The sequence below is a fragment of the Pseudomonas mediterranea CFBP 5447 genome, from assembly GCF_000774145.1.
In the GTDB taxonomy this organism is placed as follows: domain Bacteria; phylum Pseudomonadota; class Gammaproteobacteria; order Pseudomonadales; family Pseudomonadaceae; genus Aquipseudomonas; species Aquipseudomonas mediterranea.
Genome location: NZ_KN322985.1, coordinates 15,267 through 36,178, shown reverse-complemented (window position 1 = coordinate 36,178; position 20,912 = coordinate 15,267). Strand labels below are relative to the sequence as shown.

The following is a 20,912-nucleotide window of genomic DNA, read 5'->3' as shown; positions in this document are numbered from 1 at the left end:
CTCGCTCCCACAGGGATTTGTGAACACTGACCCACTGTGGGAGCGAGCCTGCTCGCGATTGGCCGCGACGCGGTCCTAAAGCGAAGCCAACTCGGCTTCAGGCTCTACCACCTTTGCCTTCAACGAGCGCATCTGCTCACAGCCCCACAACACCCGCTCCGGTGTCGCCGGCGCGTCGATCTTCGGCTGGTGCCGGTAATCCCCCAGGCTCGCCACGGCATCCTTGATCGCGCACCACGCGGCGATGCCGAGCATGAATGGCGGCTCGCCCACGGCCTTGGAGTGGAACACCGTGTCTTCGGGGTTCTTGCGGTTCTCCACCAGCTTGACCCGCAGGTCCAGCGGCATGTCGGCCACGGCCGGGATCTTGTAGCTGGCCGGGCCGTTGGTCATCAGCTTGCCCTTGTCGTTCCACACCAGCTCTTCCATGGTCAGCCAGCCCATGCCCTGGATGAAGCCGCCCTCGACCTGGCCGGTGTCGATGGCCGGGTTCAGCGAGGCACCGACGTCGTGGAGGATGTCGGTGCGCAGCATCTTGTACTCGCCGGTGAGGGTGTCGACGATCACCTCGGCACACGCCGCGCCGTAGGCGTAGTAGTAGAACGGCCGGCCGCGGGCCTGGCTGCGGTCGTAGTAGATTTTCGGGGTCTTGTAGAACCCGGTGCTCGACAGCGAGACCTGGGCGAAATACGCCTGTTGCACCAGTGCCTCGAAAGTCAGGATGTGATCGCGGACCCGCACATGGCCGTTGTGGAATTCGACGTCTTCTTCACTGACCTTGTACTGACGCGCGGCGAATTCCACCAGGCGCCGCTTGATGGTTTCGGCGGCATTCTGCGCGGCCTTGCCGTTCAGGTCGGCGCCGCTGGAGGCGGCGGTGGGGGAGGTGTTCGGCACTTTGTCGGTGTTGGTCGCGGTGATCTGCACCCGGTCCATTTCCACCTGGAACACCTCGGCCACCACCTGCGCGACCTTGGTGTTCAGGCCCTGGCCCATTTCGGTGCCGCCATGGTTCAGGTGGATGCTGCCGTCGGTGTAGACGTGGATCAGCGCACCCGCCTGGTTGAGGAAGCTGGCGGTGAACGAGATGCCGAACTTGACTGGCGTCAGCGCCAGGCCTTTTTTCAGGATCGGGCTGCCTGCGTTGTAGCGACGGATCGCTTCGCGCCGCTCGGCGTACTGGCTGCTTTCTTCCAGCTCGGCGGTCATTTCCTCGAGCATGTTGTGCTCGACGGTCTGGTAGTAGTGGGTGACGTTACGCTCGGTCTTGCCGTAATAGTTGGCCTTGCGCACCGCCAGTGGATCGAGCCCCAGGTGCCGGGCGATGGCGTCCATGACTTCTTCGATGGCCACCATCCCTTGCGGGCCGCCGAAGCCACGGTAAGCGGTGTTCGACGCGGTGTTGGTCTTGCAGCGGTGGCCGTTGATGGTCGCATCGCCCAAGTAGTAGGCGTTGTCGGCATGGAACATCGCCCGGTCGACAATCGACGCCGACAGGTCCGGCGAGCAGCCGCAGTTGCCGGCCAGTTCTAGGGCGATGCCGTGCAGGCGTCCGCGGCTGTCGAAGCCCACGTCGTATTCGATGTAGAAGGGGTGGCGCTTGCCGGTCATCAGCATGTCTTCGACCCGGGGCAGGCGCATCTTGGTCGGCTGGCCGGTGAGGTGCGCGATCACTGCGCACAAGCAGGCCGGGCTGGCGGCCTGGGTTTCCTTGCCGCCGAAGCCGCCGCCCATGCGGCGCATGTCCACCACCACCTTGTTCATCGACACGCCCAGCACTTCGGCCACCAGTTTCTGCACTTCGGTGGGGTTCTGAGTGGAGCAGTAGACGATCATGCCGCCGTCTTCGGTGGGCATCACCGAGGAAATCTGGGTTTCCAGGTAGAAGTGTTCCTGGCCGCCGATGTGCAGCGAGCCCTGGATGCGATGTTCGGCACTCGCCAGCGCGGTGGCGGAATCGCCCCGTTGGTGGGTGTGGCTGTCGAGCACGAAATGCCGTTTGCGCAGGGCTTCGACCACATCCAGCACCGGCTCCAGGTCTTCATATTCGATGATCGCAGCCATCGCCGCCTGGCGTGCGGTTTCCAGGTCCCTGGCGGCAACGGCCAGCACCGGTTGGCCGACAAACTGCACATCGTCAATCGCCAGCAGCGGGTCGCCGGGCAGCAATGGGCCGATGTCCTTGAGGCCGGGAATGTCGGCGTGGGTGATGGCGATGCGCACGCCTTCGAAGGCATAGCACGGCGTGGTATCGATGCGCAGGATCCGGGCGTGGGCGCGGTCCGATAGTCGCGCGTACACGTGCAGTTGGTTAGGAAATTCAAGACGGTCGTCGATGTACTGCGCTTCACCGGTCACATGCTTGGCGGCGCTGTCGTGCTTGACGCTGCGACCGACGCCGGTGGTCAGGTCGCGGGCGAACAGCTCGGCCAGTTCGGCTTGGGTCTTTTCTACGGCGTGATGGTTAGACATAAGCGGTCACCCGAGTCTCGATGTGCGGCGTTTGCAGTTCGATGAAGTATTTGCGCAGCAGGTTGCGAGCGCTGAGCAGGCGGTACTCCTTGCTGGCGCGGAAGTCCGACAAAGGCGTGAAGTCTTCGGCCAGGGCGGCGCAGGCGCGTTCGAGGGTGCTGTCGTTCCACGGCGCACCGATCAATGCGGCTTCACAATGCGTGGCCCGCTTGGGGATGGCAGCCATGCCGCCGAACGCCACGCGCGCATCGCGAACCACGCCGTTGTCGATGCGCAGGTTGAACGCTGCGCACACCGCGGAGATGTCATCGTCCAGGCGCTTGGACACCTTGTAGGCACGGAACGCCTGTTCGGCGCTGGCCCGGGGTACGATGATCTTCTCGATGAATTCGCTTTCCTGACGGGCGGTGACCCGGTATTCGATGAAGTAATCCTCCAGCGCCAGGGTGCGACGGACTTGACCCTTGCACAGCACGATCTGCGCGCCGAGGGCGATCAGCAGGGGCGGCGAGTCACCGATGGGCGAGGCGTTGCCGATGTTGCCGCCCAAGGTGCCCTGATTGCGGATCTGCAGCGAGGCGAAGCGTTGCAGCAGTTCGCCGAAGTCCGGGTACTCGGCTTTCAGGGCCTCGTAGCAATCGGACAACGCGGTGGCGGCACCGATTTCCAGACGGTCGTCGAAACGCTCGATGCGTTTGAGTTCGGCGACGTTACCCACGTAGATCATCACCGGCAGGGTGCGATGGAACTGGGTGACTTCCAGGGCTAGGTCAGTGCCGCCGGCCAGCAGGCGCGCCTGGGGATAGGCGTCGTAGAGATCGGCCAGGTCGGCCACGGTCAGTGGCACCAGGCAGCGTTTGTCGCCGCAATTGAGCTCGCCGGTTTCCTTGGGGGCGATGGCTTGGAGGCGGGCAATGGTCTCGGCCTCGCGGGCGTCGAACTGGTCCGGCTGTTTGCCGCAGCAGGCCTGGTCGGCGGCCGCGAGGATCGGCCGGTAGCCGGTGCAACGACACAGATTGCCGGCCAGGGCCTCGTGGGCCTTGTGGGGGTCGGGTTGATCGCTGTTCTTTTGCAGGGCGAACAGCGACATGACGAAACCCGGCGTGCAGAAGCCGCATTGCGAGCCATGGCAGTCGACCATCGCCTGCTGGACGCTGTGCAATTGGCCCTGGTGCTTGAGGCCTTCGACGCTGATCAGTTGTTTACCGTGCAGGGACGAGACGAAGGTCAGGCACGCGTTGAGGCTGCGATAGCGAATGCGCGAGTGGCCGCTCTCGTCCGTGTCCAATTCGCCCACCACCACGGTACAGGCACCGCAGTCGCCGCTGGCACAACCCTCTTTGGTGCCGGATTTACCAACATGCTCGCGCAGGTAATTGAGCACGGTCAGGTTCGGGTCCAGGGTGTGCTCGCTACGGAGTTCCTGGTTGAGTAAAAACTGGATCACGGAAGGCCTCGCAGATTCATTATTGTTGTATCGACGTAGACCGAATTTAGCAGGTCTGACTTTTCGGTCAATATTTTTCTGACTTAAAGGTCAAGAAAATCGTTTTGTCGATCAACAACAGGTGTATTCAGTATTGACCTGTGGGAGCGAGCCTGCTCGCGATTGCGGTGTGTCAGTCGATATTCATGTTGGCTGATCGATCTGATCGCGAGCAGGCTCGCTCCCACAGGTTTCGCTTGCTGGCTGACCGGCGGCATGTTCTATTTTTTTTTGCTTGAATCGTGCCAAAAACCTGGTGCAGGCCCTGCGCCATGACGTATCGAGTGCGCTACACTGCGCCGCTTGTGCAGATCGAAGAGTTTGAAGGACAACCATGACGTTCAAGGCCCCGGACAGCCTCGCCGAGCAAATCGCCCATCATCTCGCCGAACGCATCATTCGCGGCGAAATGAAGCCGGGGGAGCGTATCCAGGAGCAGAAGGTCACGCTGGCGCTCAATGTCAGCCGCGGCTCGGTCCGCGAGGCCTTGCTGATCCTGGAACGACGCCATCTGATCGCGATCCTGCCGCGCCGTGGCGCCCACGTCACCGAACTCACCGAACATAACGTGCGCAGCCTCTGTACGCTGATGAGCGAGTTGTACATCCTGCTGGGCAACGCCGTGGCCCATGGTTGGCGGGATTCGGCCGACATGGCGCCGTTCCTGCAGATCCAGCAGCGCCTCAAGGAGGCCTTCGCGCGGCAGGACATCCGCATGTTCGTCGACGAAAGCTTCAGCGTGATGCGTGCGGCCTATCCATTCGCCAACAACCCATACTTGCAGGAAACCGTCGAGAACCTGCAGCCGGCCATGAGCCGTGCCTATTTCCTCGCCCTGGAACAGCGCAAGGCCGAGATGAGCGAGTTCCTCGACCTGTTCCAGCGCCTGCTCGTCGCGGTGCTGGCCCGTGACCTGCCGCAGATCCGCATTGTGCTGACGGCCTACTGCCAGCGCAGTTGCGATCTGGTGGTTGCCGCCCTGACGAAGGCCTGAACGTGCGCCTCAAGTGCATCAAGCTGGCGGGGTTCAAGTCCTTCGTCGACCCGACCACGGTGAACTTCCCCAGTAACATGGCGGCGGTGGTCGGGCCCAACGGTTGCGGCAAGTCCAACATCATCGACGCCGTGCGCTGGGTAATGGGCGAGAGTTCGGCGAAGAACCTGCGCGGCGAATCGATGACCGACGTCATCTTCAACGGCTCCACCAGCCGCAAGCCGGTCAGCCAGGCGAGCATCGAGTTGGTATTCGATAACTCCGACGGCACTCTGATCGGCGAATACGCGGCCTACGCGGAAATCTCCATCCGTCGCAAAGTGACCCGCGACAGCCAGAACAGTTACTTCCTCAACGGCGCCAAGTGCCGGCGTCGCGACATCACTGACATCTTCCTCGGCACCGGCCTGGGGCCGCGCAGCTATTCGATCATCGAACAGGGCATGATCTCCAAGCTGATCGAGGCCAAGCCCGAAGACCTGCGCAACTTCATCGAAGAGGCCGCCGGTATCTCCAAGTACAAGGAGCGCCGGCGCGAGACGGAGAACCGCATCCGTCGCACCCACGAAAACCTGGCGCGCCTGACCGACCTGCGCGAAGAGCTCGACCGTCAGCTCGAACGCCTGCACCGCCAGTCCGAGGCTGCACGCAAATACCAGGAATACAAAGGCGAGGAGCGCCAGCTCAAGGCCCAGCTCTCGGCCCTGCGCTGGCAGGCGTTGAACGAGCAGGTCGGCCAGCGCGAAGCGATCATCGGCAACCAGGAAGTCAGCTTCGAAGCCCTGGTGGCCGAACAGCGCAACGCCGATGCGGCCATCGAGCGCTTGCGTGACGGGCACCACGAACTGTCCGAACGCTTCAACCTGGTGCAAGGGCGCTTCTATTCGGTCGGTGGCGACATCGCCAGGGTCGAGCAGAGCATCCAGCACGGCCAGCAACGGCTGCGCCAGTTACAGGACGACTTGAAGGAAGCCGAGCGCGCGCGCCTGGAAACCGAGTCTCACCTGGGCCATGACCGCACTTTGCTGCTGACCCTGGGCGAAGAGCTTGACAGGCTTACGCCAGAGCAGGAGATCACCAGCGCCGCTGCCGAGGAGGCTGCTGCGGCCCTGGAAGAAGCCGAGCTGACCATGCACGGTTGGCAGGAGCAGTGGGACCGTTTCAACCTGACCTCTGCCGAACCACGGCGGCAGGCCGAGGTCCAGCAGTCGCGCATCCAGCAACTGGAAACCAGCATGGAGCGCCTGGCCGAGCGCCAGCGTCGTCTGGCCGAAGAGCGGGCCCTGCTTGCGGCGGACCCGGAAGACGCGGCGATCCTCGACCTGAGCGAGCAGTTGGCCGCCAGCGAAGCCACCCTCGAAGACTTGCAGGCCAGCGAAGATGCCCAGGTCGAGCGGCTCGAACAGCTGCGCCAGGCCTTGCAACTGGCCCTTCAGAATCAGCAGCAGGCCCAGGGCGAGCTGCAACGGCTCAACGGGCGTCTGGCCTCGCTGGAAGCCTTGCAGCAGGCCGCGCTGGATCCGGGCACCGGCACCGCCGAATGGCTACGCGACCAGCATCTGGCCGAGCGCCCGCGTCTGGCCGAAGGCCTGAAGGTCGACGCCGGTTGGGAGCTGGCGGTGGAAACCGTGCTGGGTGCCGATCTGCAAGCGGTGCTGGTGGATGATTTCGCCGGCTTCGACCTTTCGGGCTTCACCCAGGGCGACCTGCGCCTGCTCAGCCCGGCCGGTGACGGCGTGCGAATGCCGGGCAGTCTGCTGGACAAGGTCGAGGCCCAGGTCGATCTGTCGCCCTGGCTCGGGCAGGTCAGGCCGGTGGAAAACCTCGAACAGGCCCTGGCGTTGCGCGGGCAACTGGCGCCGGGCGAGAGCCTGATCAGTCGTGACGGCTATTGGCTCGGCCGGCATTTCCTGCGGGTGCGCCGGGCCAGCGAAGCCGAGAGTGGCATGCTCGCCCGGGGACAGGAGATCCAGCGTCTGAGCGCCGAGCGCGACGAACGCGAAGCCAGCGTCGAGGCCCTGGAAACCGAATTGCAGAATCTGCGGGCGCAGCAGCGTCAACAGGAAAACGGCCGCGAACACCTGCGCCGGCTGCTGCAGGACGAGGCACGCCAGCAGGGCGAACTCAAGGCACAGCTCTCGGCCGGCAAGGCCAAGGCCGAACAGTTGGCCTTGCGTCGCACCCGCCTGGAAGAAGAGATCGCCGAGCTGGGCGAGCAACGGGCGCTGGAGCACGAACAGATCGGCGAGGCGCGCCTGCAACTGCAGGAGGCCCTCGATGCCATGGCCCTGGACACCGAGCAGCGTGAGCTGTTGCTGGCCCAGCGCGACAGCCTGCGCGAACGTCTCGACCGGGTGCGCCAGGAAGCGCGTCAGCACAAGGACCATGCCCATCAGTTGGCGGTGCGCCTGGGCTCGCTCAAGGCGCAGTACGACTCCACACGCCAGGCCCTCGAGCGCCTGGAAATGCAGTCCGAACGCCTGACCGAAAAACGCGAACAGTTGAGCCTGAACCTGGAGGAGGGCGAGGCGCCGCTGGAAGAGCTGCGTCTCAAGCTCGAGGAGCTGCTCGACAAGCGGATGAGTGTCGACGAGGAGCTCAAGACCGCGCAAATCGCCCTGGAAGACGCCGACCGCGAGCTGCGCGATGCCGAGAAGCGCCGTAGCCAGGCCGAGCAGCAGTCCCAGCTGATTCGCGGGCAGATGGAACAGCAACGCCTGGAATGGCAGGCCCTGACCGTGCGCCGCAAGGCCCTGCAGGACCAGTTGCTGGAGGATGGCTACGATCCTAACGGGGTGCTCGCCACCCTGGTGGCCGGGGCCAATGAGAAAGATGCCGAGGAAGAGCTGGAGCGCATCGCTGCGCGGATCCAGCGCCTGGGTGCGATCAACCTGGCGGCCATCGACGAATACGAGCAGCAGTCCGAGCGCAAGCGTTACCTGGACGCCCAGGACGCTGACCTGGTGGAAGCGCTGGAAACCCTGGAAAACGTCATTCGCAAGATCGACAAGGAAACCCGCAACCGCTTCAAGGATACCTTTGATCAGATCAATGGCGGTTTGCAGGCGCTTTTCCCAAAAGTTTTCGGTGGCGGCAGCGCTTACTTGGAACTGACGGGCGAAGATCTACTCGATACTGGGGTGACGATCATGGCGCGTCCTCCCGGAAAGAAGAACAGCACCATTCATTTGCTCTCCGGTGGTGAAAAGGCGCTGACCGCGTTGGCCCTGGTATTTGCCATCTTCAAGTTGAATCCGGCGCCGTTCTGCATGCTTGACGAAGTCGACGCGCCGCTGGACGACGCGAACGTGGGCCGTTACGCGCGCCTGGTAAAGGAAATGTCTGAAACGGTGCAGTTCATCTACATCACCCATAACAAGATCGCCATGGAAATGGCCGATCAGTTGATGGGCGTGACGATGCACGAACCGGGCTGTTCGCGGCTGGTGGCGGTGGATGTCGAGGAGGCCATGGCGATGGTGGATGCCTGAAGCGGGATCTCTCGAGCAACTTCTTGACGAGTTGCCGGGACTTTTATCCCCGCCGAAGGCCGTTCAAATCACAGATTGGCACAAGCCTATGCGACAGACGGTGTAAAGTTATCTTTGGTCGTGCTAGTTTAATGTCAATTTTTCGTGTGCGTGGGCAAAACGCCATTCAGAACATAGAGTTGGCGCCACGTTTTAAAGCGGTTTGCAAATAGCTAAGCCCCTTATTTTTCAGCATTTTTATAGAGGCACGGGATTACATGGAAATCGGTCTGCGCGAGTGGCTGATCGTCATCGGCATCATTGTCATTGCCGGTATTCTTTTCGATGGCTGGCGCCGCATGCGCGGCGGCAAGGGGAAACTCAAGTTCCGCCTTGATCGCAGCCTGTCGAACCTGCCGGACGACGATGACAATACCGAGCTGCTGGGCCCCCCCCGGGTGCTGGACACCCACAAGGAGCCGCAGCTGGACGAGCATGACCTGCCGTCGGTGAGCGCGCCGGTGCGCGAACCCCGTGAGTCGGGTTCCAAGCGTGGCAAACGCAACAACGAACCGTCCCAGGGTGACCTGAACCTCAACCTCGACCTGGATGGCGGCCCGAGCTTCAGCAGCCGCGACGATTTCCCGGACGAGAACAAGGCGTCGGGCAGCGACAAGGAACAGGCCCAGGCTGAAGAAGTCCTGGTGATCAGCGTGATCTGCCGCGATCCGGCCGGCTTCAAGGGCCCTGCGTTGCTGCAGAATATTCTGGAAAGCGGCCTGCGTTTCGGCGAGATGGACATTTTCCATCGCCACGAAAGCATGGCCGGCAACGGTGAAGTGCTGTTCTCCATGGCCAACGCCGTCAAGCCAGGGGTGTTCGACCTGGACGACATCGATCATTTCAGCACGCCGGCGGTGAGTTTCTTCCTCGGCCTGCCAGGCCCGCGTCATCCCAAGCAGGCCTTTGACGTGATGGTGGCGGCGGCTCGCAAGTTGTCCCAGGAACTCAATGGCGAATTGAAGGATGACCAGCGCAGCGTGCTGACCGCCCAGACCATCGAGCACTACCGCCAGCGCATCGTCGAGTTTGAACGCCGGGCATTGACCCAGAAGCGCTGATCAGAGCGCCTCTGGTAGCCGCTTGTGGCAAACCGCTTTTGTGGCGAGGGGATTTATCCCCGCTGGGCTGCCAGGCAGCCCTCAAAATGTTGTGTTGCCACAGAGTTTGCGAGTGCTGCGCACTCGAGCGGGGATAAATCCCCTCGCCACAGGTTCTCTGCCGAGCGTTACTTGACTGATTGAAATGAGCAGCCTCGGCTGCTCTTTTGCTTTATGAGAGAACACCCATGAATGCCGTCGAAACCCGCATCCTAGAGCTGCGAACCGAACTGGATCAGCACAACTATCGCTATCACGTCCTCGATGAACCGACCATCCCGGACGCTGAGTACGACCGCCTGTTCCACGAGCTCAAGGCCCTGGAGGCGCAGCACCCGGAGCTGGTGACCAGCGACTCACCGACCCAACGGGTTGGCAGCGTGGCGCTGTCGGCGTTCAGCCAGGTCCGTCACGAAATCCCGATGCTCAGCCTGGGCAACGCCTTCGATGAAACCACCATGCGTGAGTTCGACCGCCGGGTGACCGAGGGCCTCGACCTGCCGGTGGGGGACCTGCTGGGCGGCGGCGCGGCGGTGGAATACAGCTGCGAGCCGAAACTCGATGGCCTGGCGGTCAGCCTGTTGTACCAGGACGGCCTGTTGGTCCGCGGTGCTACCCGCGGCGACGGCACCACTGGCGAAGACATCAGTGTCAACGTGCGCACCGTGCGCAACATTCCCCTCAAGCTGCAGGGCAGCGGCTGGCCACCCGTGCTGGAAGTGCGCGGCGAGGTGTACATGTCCAAGGCCGGTTTCGAACGCCTCAACGCCACGCAGTTGGAGGCCGGCGGCAAGACCTTCGCCAACCCGCGCAACGCGGCGGCCGGCAGCCTGCGACAGCTCGATTCCAAAATCACCGCCAACCGCCCGCTGGAATTCTGCTGCTACGGCATTGGCCAGGTGACGGCGGACATTGCCGATACCCACATTGGCAATCTCAAGCAACTCAAGGCCTGGGGCATGCCCATCAGTCGCGAGTTGAAGTTGGCCCATGGCATCGACGAATGCCTGGATTACTACCGGGACATCGGCGAACGACGCAACGCGTTGCCCTATGAAATCGACGGCGTGGTGTTCAAGGTCAACAGAGTTGCTTCCCAGCGTGAACTCGGCTTCCGTGCTCGCGAGCCGCGCTGGGCCATCGCCCATAAATTCCCGGCCAGCGAGGAGCTCACCGAGCTGCTCGACGTCGAGTTCCAGGTCGGCCGTACCGGGGCGGTGACGCCTGTTGCGCGGCTCAAGCCGGTCAAGGTGGCTGGCGTGACCGTGGCCAATGCCACGTTGCACAACATGGACGAAGTAGCGCGCCTTGGGTTGATGATCGGCGACACAGTGATCATCCGCCGCGCCGGGGACGTGATTCCGCAGGTGGTGCAAGTCGTCACCGAGCGCCGCCCGCAAAATGCCCGCCCGGTGGAAGTGCCCCAGCAGTGTCCGGTGTGTGGCTCCCACGTGGAGCGCACGCAACTGATCAAGCGCAGCAAGGGTCGTGAAACTGTCAGCGAGGGCGCGGTGTATCGCTGCGTCGGGCGCCTGGCCTGCGGGGCGCAGCTCAAGCAGGCGATCATTCACTTCGTCTCGCGCCGGGCCATGGACATCGAAGGGCTGGGGGAGAAGAGCATCGAGCAACTGGTGGACGAGGGCCTGGTGGGCTCGCCTGCCGATCTGTACGCCCTGACCTTCGAACAAGTGGTCGACCTGGAAGGCTTTGCCGAACTGTCGAGCCGCAAGTTGCTGGCGGCCATCGTCGACAGCAAGAAGCCCAGCCTGGCGCGCTTCATCTACGCCCTCGGCATCCCGGATGTCGGCGAGGAAACCGCCAAGGTCCTGGCGCGCTCCCTCGGCTCGCTGGAGCGCGTGCAGGCGGCGTTGCCCCAGGTGCTCACCTATCTGCCGGACGTCGGCCTGGAAGTGGCGCATGAGATCCACAGTTTCTTCGAGGACCCGCACAACCGCCAGGTGATCGCGGACCTGCTGCGCCACGGTCTCGATATCCAGGACCAGGGGGCGCTGGGCGCCGAGTTCTCCGCCAGTACTACCCTGGGCGGTTTTCTCGACAAGCTGCACATCCCTTCGGTCGGACCGGGTGGTGCGCAGAAACTGGCGGACAAGTTCGGCTCCCTCGAGGCAGTGATGAACGCGGACTGGCTGGACATGCGCCAGGCCCTGCCGGAAAAGCAGGCCAACGCCGTACGGGAATTCTTCGCCATCACCGAAAACCGCCAGCAGGCCGAGGCCGCGGAACAGCAGTTGCGGGACTTCGGCATGCACTGGCAGAGCGAGAAGAAAGTCGTCGAGGGCTTGCCCGAGGCGGGTCATACCTGGGTGCTCACCGGTTCGCTGGAACTGATGAGCCGCGACGTCGCCAAGGACAAGCTGGAGAGCCTGGGGGCGAAGGTCGCCGGTTCCGTGTCGGCGAAAACCCATTGCGTCGTGGCCGGCCCGGGCGCGGGCTCGAAGCTGACCAAGGCCAATGAGCTGGGGCTCAAGGTGTTGGACGAAGAGGCGTTCGTGGCATTCCTTGGCAAGCATGGCATCACGGTCTAGCCGCGAGTGAATGGTGGGGGGGTTCAGGCTCTTGTGGCGAGGGAGCTTGCTCCCGCTGGGTGGCGCAGCCGCCCCAATCGGAGCGACGCAGCTGCCCTGGCAGACTGCGCCAGCCAGTCTACGACGGCTACGCCGCCGAGCNATAAAACCCGGCCCCAAGGCGCACAAGCCGGCGGATTCTGGCGTAGTTGTAGGCAGCGGCGCAAGGCAGTGTAGCCGGGACCTACACCTGGAGAAGTGGAATAAACAGGGGGCTTTTGTGGCGAGGGAGCTTGCTCCCGCTGGGTGGCGCAGCCGCCCCAATCGGAGCGACGCAGCTGCCCTGGCAGACTGCGCCAGCCAGTCTACGACGGCTACGCCGCCGAGCGGGAGCAAGCTCCCTCGCCACGGAACGATCGGAGTCAGGGGATGATCTAGTGTTGCAGGCTCCAGGGAGAGATCGCCATGTACCGCTTCTTCGAACAACTGAGCTCACGCATCGCCGCGCCGTTCCTGGGCGACCGTTCGCGCAACAGCAAAGTCTGGCCGTGTCGCTGCGGCCAGTCACTGTTTTTTCGCAACAGTCAGTGCCTGGCCTGTCTGGCGGTGTTGGGCTACCAGCCTGAGCAGAGTCGTCTCTCGTCCCTGCAACCCGGTGACCTGCCCGACACCTGGACCCTGGACGCCGACCCGCAAGCCGGTGTGTTCCGTCGCTGCGCCAACCTCGATACCGCGGCGGCGTGCAATTGGCTGCTGCCGGCTGGCGGTCCCGACACCTTGTGCATCGCCTGCCGGCTGAACCGCACCATCCCTGACCTGTCGATCCCGGAGAACCCTGAACGCTGGCGCAAGGTCGAGACCGCCAAGCGCAGGCTGGTGGCGCAACTGATCACCCTCGGCCTGCCGGTCGTCCCGAAAAGCGTCGACGAAACCACAGGCCTGGCTTTCGACTTCATCGGCGTCGATCCCGATGGCAAACCACCGACCACTGGCCATGCCAGCGGTTTGATCACCCTCGACATCAAGGAGGCCGACGACGCCCACCGTGAGGCCGTGCGCCAGCAGATGCACGAACCCTATCGCACCTTGCTCGGGCACTTTCGCCACGAGGTGGGGCATTACTACTGGGACCGACTGATTGCCAACAGCCACTGGCTCGAAGCATTCCGCGGATTGTTCGGCGATGAGCGCGCCAGCTATTCCGACGCGCTGGAGCGACACTACCAGCAAGGGGCTCCGTTGGACTGGCAGACCCGTTACGTCAGTGCCTATGCCACCATGCACCCCTGGGAGGATTGGGCTGAAACCTGGGCCCATTACCTGCACATGATGGACGCCGTGGACACCGCGCTGGGCTTCGGCATGAGCGCCCAGGACATGGACTTCGACTATCAGCCGTTTCCCCCCGAGACCCTCTTCGATCCCGAGCACACCGGCGGCACTGCATTCCTGTCGTTCGTCAACGCCTGGATCGAACTGGCCGGCATGCTCAACGAACTGTCCCGCAGCATGGGCCAGCCGGATTTCTACCCGTTCGTCGTGCCGGCGGCCGTCATCACCAAACTGCATTTCATCCATCTGGTGATCCAGGAGGAGGGCGGCCGGGCGGATGAGGTGCTGCTGTAGCGATCGGGTTTGTCAGATTGGCCGCTCACTCAGCCCACCCCCGATCCACCGTGGGAGCGAGCCTGCTCGCGATGGCGGCAGTTCATTCAGCCCTGAAGCAAGCTGACCCACCGCTTTCGCGAGCAGGCTCGCTCCCACAGGGTTCCTCGATATGGCTGCAAATTGCATATCCACCCCCATAGCAAGTGCTTGAACACCTTCGCTTTTTTAATCCGCTGCGAACGGTTGTAACTTCCCGTCAGATAGGTACAATGGCGCGGCTCGCCGTCAGGCGGGCGTCGTTATGGTGACCCCATCGGTCCCCCCGCAACGATTACCCGTGAACCTGGTCAGATCCGGAAGGAAGCAGCCACAGCGGGAACATTGTGTGCCGGGGTGTGGCTGGTGGGGTTGCCTCCATAACGCCCCAGGCCTTCATTCGCAAGGCTTGTCAGATTTTCTCTTATCTTTCTTGTCCTGACCGAATTCGGTCGATGCTTTCTGCTGCCCGCATTATTACCGTTGATCGCCACTGTCATTTCTGACAGTAGAATTTCGTGTCATGCCTTTCTAGGGTTCGCGTAACCGACCGGAGGGCAACGTGATGAACAACGACACGGTGTTGACGCAAAGCAGAGGGGCGACTGCCGTGAAGGTCGCGGCAGCGCTGGGATGGTTTGCATTGCTTCTCCAGCTTTACCTGATCCTGGCTTCACGTTGGCAGGCCGAGAAGAGCCTGTTGGGTGGCGTGGAGATCTTTTTCAGCTACTTCACGGTGCTGACCAATATTCTGGTGGCGATCGTGCTGACCTGCGCGGCGACGACAGGCGACTCGGCGCTGCGGCGTTTCTTTCTCCGGCCCTCGACCCAAACGGGGGTGGCGGCTGCCATCGTGTTGGTCGGAGTGGCGTACAACCTGTTGTTACGCCAGACCTGGAACCCTCAAGGCTGGCAGTGGCTGGCGGATGAACTGCTGCATGACGTGATGCCGGTGCTGTTCATGATCTATTGGTGGTTCTGCGTACCGAAGGGAACCCTGCACTGGCGGAATGTGTGGACATGGCTGATCTATCCACTGGTTTATTTCATTTACGCCCTGATACGTGGTGAGGTGATCGGCACTTATTCCTATCCGTTCATCGAGGTGGACAGGTTGGGTTATTCACAGGTGCTGGTCAACGCGGTGCTGGTGTTGGTGGGGTTCGTGGTGATTTCACTGGTGCTGGTTGCGGTGGATCGGGCGAAGGGTGGGCGCTGAAGGAATGAGCAAATAAACCCCATCAGGTAGTTGCTCTCACTGATCCCGGAATATCCATGAATTCAATTTCAGCGCAGATCCCTTGTGGGAGCGAGCCTGCTCGCGATGGCGGTGGGTCGGCTTGCATTGATGTGCCTGATATCCGCTATCGCGAGCAAGCTCGGCTCCACAGGTTTTATGTACCAAGTCCTGATAGTTGGAGCGATCACGCCTCGGCTCAAGGCTTGGACAGCGCCTGGTCAACCGCCGCGATCAGCTTGCCCAAGTCCTTCGGCGTGGCCTTGTGTATGACACCGAACAGATAGGCGCGCTGTTCGTCTTCGTCGTTCATGTCGGCGAAAAAGGCTTTCAGTTGCACGTCCAACACGTTGGCGAGCAGGAACAGGGCTTCGATGCTGGGCATGTAGGTGCCGGTTTCGAAACGGCTGATGGTCTTGGGGTCAAAACCGGTTTTTTCGCCAAGTTCAGCCTGAGTCAGCCCCGCTACTTTGCGGTAGCGTCTGATGGCTGCACCCAAACTTGAAATTTGCATCGCTCAATTCCCATTTAGAATCAAGAACTTAACGATAGATTTTCGCATTAGGCAACCGCACGATCCATCACCTTGCTTTGCAAAATGTGATGTGTTTCGTAGAATCAGCGTTTGGGACGGGCATTTGGTGACCTGCTTCAGATACCAAAAGATGCAAAAAGAAATGGGTCGCGGGTTCATGGTCGTGGCACAGGGCAGGCGTTCTGGGCTTTCGAGCGGCACCGACAAAGCCGTGCTCCCACTTCTCTCACGGTATTTGAGCCTAGTTGATTTTCGCCTGTCCGAAGGCGGTGCAACCGCGCGCGATAAATGAGCCTGACTCATGGATGACTGCTTCGATGGATAAGAAGTACCGCAGAGCCGTTGACGCCGCCGCGATGTTTTCCGAGACCGATGCGAGCGGGCGTATCACCTACGTCAACGACCAGTTCTGTAACCTCTTTGGCTACCGGCGCGAAGAACTGCTGGGGGCGAACCATCGCCTGCTCAATTCCGGTCATCACCCCGGGGAGTTCTTCAGTGCCATGTGGCACACCATCTCGCTGGGACAGGTCTGGAAGGGCGATATCTGTAATCGCGCCAAGGACGGTACGTTGCATTGGGTCGACACTACCCTGGTGCCGGTGATGGACGACGCGACGGGCCAGGTCGAGCGCTACCTGGCCATCCGTTTCGACGTCAGCGACAAGCGCCGACAGTTGCATTCCCTGCAGTGGCGAGTCGGGCACGATGTGCTGACCGGGCTGCCCAACCGCACCTATTTGTCTGAGCTGCTGGACCAGGCTCTGGCGTTCTCCCAGGTGGAAAACTTCCCCTTGGCGGTCTGCATGCTCGACCTTGATGGCTTCAAGGCGGTCAATGACGGTCACGGCCATGCCAGTGGCGATCAGTTGCTGATCGAGGTCGCGAGACGACTGCGCAGCATCGTCCGAGGCGAGGATGTGGTTGCGCGGCTGGCGGGGGACGAGTTCGTGCTGGTGTTGCGTCATGTGCCTGGGATGGATGAGTTGCATGGGGCTTTGAACCGGGTGTTGGTTGCTGTTTCCACGCCCTATGCCATTGACGGTAAAAGCATCAAGGTTTTTGCAAGTATCGGCGTCACGCTGTTCCCCTGGGACAACGAAAACGCCGAGACGTTGCTGCGCCATGCCGACCAGGCGATGTACATGGCCAAGCAGAGCGGTCGCAATCGCTTCCATCTGTTCGATGTATCCCGGGACCAGGAGGTGCGGGCCACCTACCAGAGCGTCGAGCGGGTTCGGCAGGCGTTGGCCGCCCATGAGCTGCGGTTGCATTTCCAACCCAAGGTCAACATGCGCAGCGGCGCCGTGGTGGGGCTCGAGGCGCTGCTGCGCTGGAAGCACCCGCAACGTGGCCTGGTGCCGCCTCGTGAGTTCCTGCCGCTGGCGGAGGAGACTGACCTGATCGTCGAGATCGACGAGTGGGTCATGGAGCAGGTCATGACTCAGCTGCAGCTGTGGCAGCAAGCGGGGCAGGGGTGGCCGGTCAGCATCAATATCTCGGCTCGGCATTTCCAGCGGGCGGACTTCGTCGAGCGGCTGCGGCAGATGTTGGGACGGCACCCGGACGTGGCGCCGCGGATGCTCGACCTGCAAATCGTCGAATCCGTCGCGGTGGAAAATCTCCAGCATGTCAGCGCTTGCCTGCAGGCTTGCCAGGCCTTGGGGGTGGGGTTTTCCCTGGGCGGCTTCGGGACGGGCTACTGCTCTCTCAACGACCTCAAGCATTTGCGCACCCAGACCATCAAGATCGACAAGACCTTTATCCGCGACATTCTTGTGAACCGGGATGACCTGGCCTTGACCAAGGCCGTGATCGGTCTGGCCCAGGCATTCGATCGACAGGTCGTCGCCGAAGGGCTGGACAGCCTTGAGCATGGGCAATTGCTGCTGCGCCTGGGCTGTGAAGTCGCCCAGGGCTATTTCATCGCCCGACCCATGCCACCGGAGCAGATACCGGGCTGGGTGACGGGGTTTGTCCCACCGCCGCAATGGCAGCAACGTCCGGACATTCAGGGGGAGCCGGTTTCAGCGTCCGATTCCGTGTTGCGACCGGTGTAGAGCTGGATGATCGCGTCGATCTCCCCTGATGCTTTCATGTGCTGCAAGGTGCGCAGGATCCGTTGTACCGGGATTTTCGGATCATTGCGCAGGTAGCAGCCCAGCTGCTGTTCCTGAAGCACGGCCACCCCATGCAATTGGTGGTCAGCGGTGTGCCGTTGGTTAAACCAGTCCAGTGCCCATTGGTTGCTCACCCCGTAGCGATAGCGCCCGGCAAGCAATTTCGCCAGCACCTGTTCCTGGCTTCGTGCGTCGTCGCGCCGTAATTGGCCACTGTCGAACAGCGGCTGCAAGGTCGGGTAGCTATAGCTGAGCACCGTGCCTATGGACTGTTGCCCCAACGTCGCCGGCGCCACCTGCGTGGGAGCACTGGCCGTGCCGACGAGCAGGTCGCGCTGGAAAAACAGCGGGACGCTCCATAGGAAATCTCCCCCTTTGTCCTTTACCCAGTCGGGGCTGACATAACAGCGCACGTCGACTTCGTCGTGTTGCATGGCACCGTCGAGCCGGGCCCGGGAGAGGACGTGGAACTCGGCCGGCATGCCCACCTGAGTCGCCAGGCTGGTCATGATGTCGGGGAGTATGCCCTGGGTCGGGCGACCCCGTTCGATCTGCACCATGGGCATGGCCCAGCCGTCGGTCACGGCAAAACGCAAGGGTAGTTCGGCGGCGGAACATTCTGTCCCTAATAACAGCAAAGCCCCCATGGCCAAGCGCATAAGCTCTCCTGACGGTATAAAACGTGTCGACAACCGAGTCCCTGATATCAGCTTAGTCAGATTAGAACGGCGCACCGGATGCAATTTCGCCCCTGCTCCGCTAGCATTAGCCGCTTATGTTCCTTCGTTGCGATGGTTTTCGATGAGTTATCAGGTTCTTGCACGTAAATGGCGTCCGCGCTCGTTCCGCGAAATGGTCGGCCAGACCCATGTGCTCAAGGCTCTGATCAACGCCTTGGACAGCCAGCGGCTGCACCACGCCTACCTGTTCACCGGGACCCGCGGCGTGGGCAAGACTACCATCGCGCGGATCATCGCCAAGTGCCTGAATTGTGAAACCGGTATCACTTCGACACCCTGCGGCGAGTGTTCGGTCTGCCGGGAAATCGACGAAGGTCGTTTCGTCGACCTGATCGAGATCGACGCCGCCAGTCGCACCAAGGTCGAGGACACCCGCGAGCTGCTCGACAACGTGCAGTACGCCCCGAGCCGTGGTCGCTTCAAGGTCTACCTGATCGACGAAGTGCACATGCTCTCCAGTCATTCCTTCAATGCGCTGCTCAAGACCCTCGAAGAGCCGCCGCCCTACGTCAAGTTCATCCTGGCGACCACCGATCCGCAGAAGCTTCCTGCAACGATTTTGTCCCGCTGCCTGCAGTTCTCCCTGAAGAACATGACGCCGGAACGGGTCGTCGAGCACCTGAGCCACGTGCTGGGTGTCGAGAATGTGCCGTTCGAAGACGATGCGCTGTGGCTGTTGGGCCGCGCCGCCGATGGTTCGATGCGTGACGCCATGAGCCTGACCGACCAGGCCATCGCCTTTGGTGAAGGCAAGGTCATGGCTGCCGATGTGCGGGCCATGCTCGGTACGCTCGATCATGGCCAGGTCTATGACGTGTTGCATGCCTTGATCGATGGCGACGCGAAGGCGTTGCTCGAAGCGGTGCGCCACCTGGCCGAACAGGGGCCGGACTGGAACGGTGTGCTGTCGGAAATCCTCAATGTATTGCACCGCGTCGCCATCGCCCAGGCCTTGCCTGACGGCGTCGACAATGGTCATGGCGACCGTGACCGCGTGCTGGCGCTGGCCCAGGCCTTGCCCGCCGAAGACGTGCAGTTCTATTACCAGATGGGCCTGATCGGTCGTCGCGACCTGCCCTTGGCCCCGGATCCACGCGGTGGCTTCGAAATGGTGCTGCTGCGAATGCTGGCATTCCGACCTGCCGACACGGCGGACGCGCCGAGGCAGGCGCTAAAGCCAGTGGGGATCAGCCAGGCCACAGCTGATTCCGTCAAGCCAGTGGCTGCCGCGCCTGCTGTTGCGCCGGCAGCGGCTCCCGCTCCCGCTCCGGCTGCGGTGGCGCCCGTCGTGGAACCGGTTCCTGCGCCTGTCGCCGAGCCTGAGCCCGAACCGTTGCCTGAGCCAGTCGCCGAAACCGTCATCGATCTGCCCTGGAACGATCCGGTCGAGCCCGAGATCGTCCAGCAGCCTGTCGTTGAGCCTGTGCTGGAAACCGTTGCCGAGCAGCCCGAGCTGCCGCCGATGCCCCTGCCGACGCCTGACAGCGTGGTGCCTGAGGCGCCCGAGTGGGTCGCCGCGCCGATGCCCGAGCCGACAGCCGCCGAGGTCGATGTGGCCACGCCGGGCATGGACCTGGACGATGAGCCTCCGCTGGATGAGGATTACATCGAGCCGGACATGGATTCGGCCTATAGCTACCTGGACGATCTGGCGAGCGAGCACGCCGCCGAGCCGGCACCTGAGCCTGAGCCGGAGCCCGCGGCGATGCCGGCCACCGGGCTGGCGCTGCAATGGCTGGAACTGTTCCCGAAATTGCCGATCACCGGCATGACCGGTAGCATCGCCGCCAACTGCACGCTGATCGCGGTGGAAGGCGACCACTGGCTGTTGCACCTGGATCCGGCCCATAGCGCCCTGTTCAACGCGACCCAGCAGCGGCGCCTCAACGATGCGCTGAACCAGTATCACCAGCGTACCCTGACGCTGAGCATCGAACTGATCAAGCCCGAGCAGGAAACCCCGGCCCAGGCCGCGTCCCGGCGCCGTGCCGACCGCCAGCGCGAGGCCGAGGAATCGATCCACAGCGATCCGTTCATCCAGCAGATGATGCAACAGTTCGGTGCGGTGGTCCGTCACGATACTATCGAACCTGTCGAGGCCCCGGTCACCCAGGGCTCATAATTGAAGGCGCCGGGCCGAAAGGGTCGGGCGCGGTGTTTATCCAAGTACTTTCGAGGTGATTCCCATGATGAAAGGTGGCATGGCCGGCCTGATGAAGCAGGCGCAGCAAATGCAGGAAAAAATGGCCAAGATGCAGGAAGAGCTGGCCAACGCCGAAGTCACCGGCAAGTCCGGCGGCGACATGGTGACCGTGGTCATGACCGGTCGCCACGACATCAAGCGCGTCAGCATCGACCCGAGCGTGGTCGAAGGCCTGAGCGAAGACGACAAGGAAATGCTCGAAGCCCTGTTCGCCGCTGCCGTCAATGACGCGGTGCGCAAGATCGAAGCCAACAGCCAGGACAAAATGTCCGGCATGACCGCCGGCATGCAACTGCCGCCAGGCATGAAGCTGCCATTCTGATTCG

General features: G+C 62.4%; 13 protein-coding genes and 1 other RNA gene. 10 read left to right on the top strand and 4 right to left on the bottom strand.

Going from position 1 to position 20,912, the window contains the following annotated elements:
* Positions 1-75: 75 nt before the first annotated feature.
* Together xdhB and xdhA are read right to left on the bottom strand one after the other, a co-directional pair.
* Positions 76-2,472, bottom strand: coding sequence for a xanthine dehydrogenase molybdopterin binding subunit (xdhB, locus tag N005_RS12415; RefSeq protein ID WP_047701476.1), 2,397 nt, complete (start codon positions 2,470-2,472; stop codon positions 76-78).
* The gene (gene xdhA / locus N005_RS12410) at positions 2,465-3,919 is read right to left on the bottom strand and encodes a xanthine dehydrogenase small subunit (RefSeq protein WP_047701475.1); all 1,455 of its coding nucleotides are present in this window, start codon (positions 3,917-3,919) and stop codon (positions 2,465-2,467) included. The genes xdhB and xdhA overlap by 8 nt, the downstream gene beginning before the upstream one ends.
* 373 nt (positions 3,920-4,292) lie before the next feature.
* Between xdhA and N005_RS12405 the strand changes: the two genes are divergently transcribed.
* The 7 genes from N005_RS12405 (at position 4,293) to N005_RS12380 (ending at position 14,970) form a co-directional block, all read left to right on the top strand.
* Positions 4,293-4,952 carry a GntR family transcriptional regulator gene (locus N005_RS12405; RefSeq protein ID WP_047701474.1) on the top strand — a complete coding sequence of 220 codons (660 nt, stop codon included), beginning with the start codon at positions 4,293-4,295 and terminating at the stop codon, positions 4,950-4,952.
* Between the two features lie 2 nt (positions 4,953-4,954).
* The gene (gene smc / locus N005_RS12400) at positions 4,955-8,443 is read left to right on the top strand and encodes a chromosome segregation protein SMC (RefSeq protein WP_047701473.1); all 3,489 of its coding nucleotides are present in this window, start codon (positions 4,955-4,957) and stop codon (positions 8,441-8,443) included.
* A gap of 257 nt (positions 8,444-8,700) precedes the next feature.
* The gene (gene zipA / locus N005_RS12395; RefSeq protein ID WP_047701472.1) at positions 8,701-9,543 is read left to right on the top strand and encodes a cell division protein ZipA; all 843 of its coding nucleotides are present in this window, start codon (positions 8,701-8,703) and stop codon (positions 9,541-9,543) included.
* A 227-nt stretch (positions 9,544-9,770) separates the two neighbouring features.
* On the top strand, positions 9,771-12,128 hold the full coding sequence (gene ligA, locus N005_RS12390) for an NAD-dependent DNA ligase LigA (protein WP_047701471.1): 2,358 nt from the start codon (positions 9,771-9,773) through the stop codon (positions 12,126-12,128).
* A gap of 444 nt (positions 12,129-12,572) precedes the next feature.
* Positions 12,573-13,733: a zinc-binding metallopeptidase family protein gene (locus N005_RS12385; RefSeq protein ID WP_047701470.1), complete on the top strand. Its 1,161-nt coding sequence runs from the start codon at positions 12,573-12,575 to the stop codon at positions 13,731-13,733.
* Positions 13,734-14,026: 293 nt separating this feature from the next.
* An RNA gene (gene ffs, locus N005_RS28190) (signal recognition particle sRNA small type) lies at positions 14,027-14,123 on the top strand.
* A gap of 193 nt (positions 14,124-14,316) precedes the next feature.
* A complete protein-coding gene (locus N005_RS12380) occupies positions 14,317-14,970 on the top strand; it encodes a Pr6Pr family membrane protein (RefSeq protein WP_052126388.1) in 654 nt (217 codons plus the stop codon).
* A 217-nt stretch (positions 14,971-15,187) separates the two neighbouring features.
* On the opposite strand, the gene N005_RS12375 is transcribed toward N005_RS12380, so the two are convergent.
* Positions 15,188-15,502: a helix-turn-helix domain-containing protein gene (locus N005_RS12375; RefSeq protein ID WP_041023788.1), complete on the bottom strand. Its 315-nt coding sequence runs from the start codon at positions 15,500-15,502 to the stop codon at positions 15,188-15,190.
* Between the two features lie 338 nt (positions 15,503-15,840).
* Here N005_RS12375 and N005_RS12370 point away from each other — a divergent pair, with 338 nt between their 5' ends.
* The gene (locus N005_RS12370) at positions 15,841-17,583 is read left to right on the top strand and encodes a putative bifunctional diguanylate cyclase/phosphodiesterase (RefSeq protein WP_047701469.1); all 1,743 of its coding nucleotides are present in this window, start codon (positions 15,841-15,843) and stop codon (positions 17,581-17,583) included.
* Here N005_RS12370 and N005_RS12365 read toward each other — a convergent pair.
* The gene (locus N005_RS12365; RefSeq protein WP_047701468.1) at positions 17,535-18,302 is read right to left on the bottom strand and encodes a substrate-binding periplasmic protein; all 768 of its coding nucleotides are present in this window, start codon (positions 18,300-18,302) and stop codon (positions 17,535-17,537) included. The two genes, N005_RS12370 and N005_RS12365, sit on opposite strands and share 49 nt — an antisense overlap.
* Before the next feature lie 142 nt (positions 18,303-18,444).
* Between N005_RS12365 and dnaX the strand changes: the two genes are divergently transcribed.
* Positions 18,445-20,505, top strand: a complete 2,061-nt coding sequence (gene dnaX / locus N005_RS12360) for a DNA polymerase III subunit gamma/tau (protein ID WP_047701467.1) — start codon at positions 18,445-18,447, stop codon at positions 20,503-20,505.
* A 64-nt stretch (positions 20,506-20,569) separates the two neighbouring features.
* Positions 20,570-20,908, top strand: a complete 339-nt coding sequence (locus tag N005_RS12355) for a YbaB/EbfC family nucleoid-associated protein (RefSeq protein ID WP_003183512.1) — start codon at positions 20,570-20,572, stop codon at positions 20,906-20,908.
* The last annotated feature ends 4 nt before the right edge of the window (positions 20,909-20,912 follow it).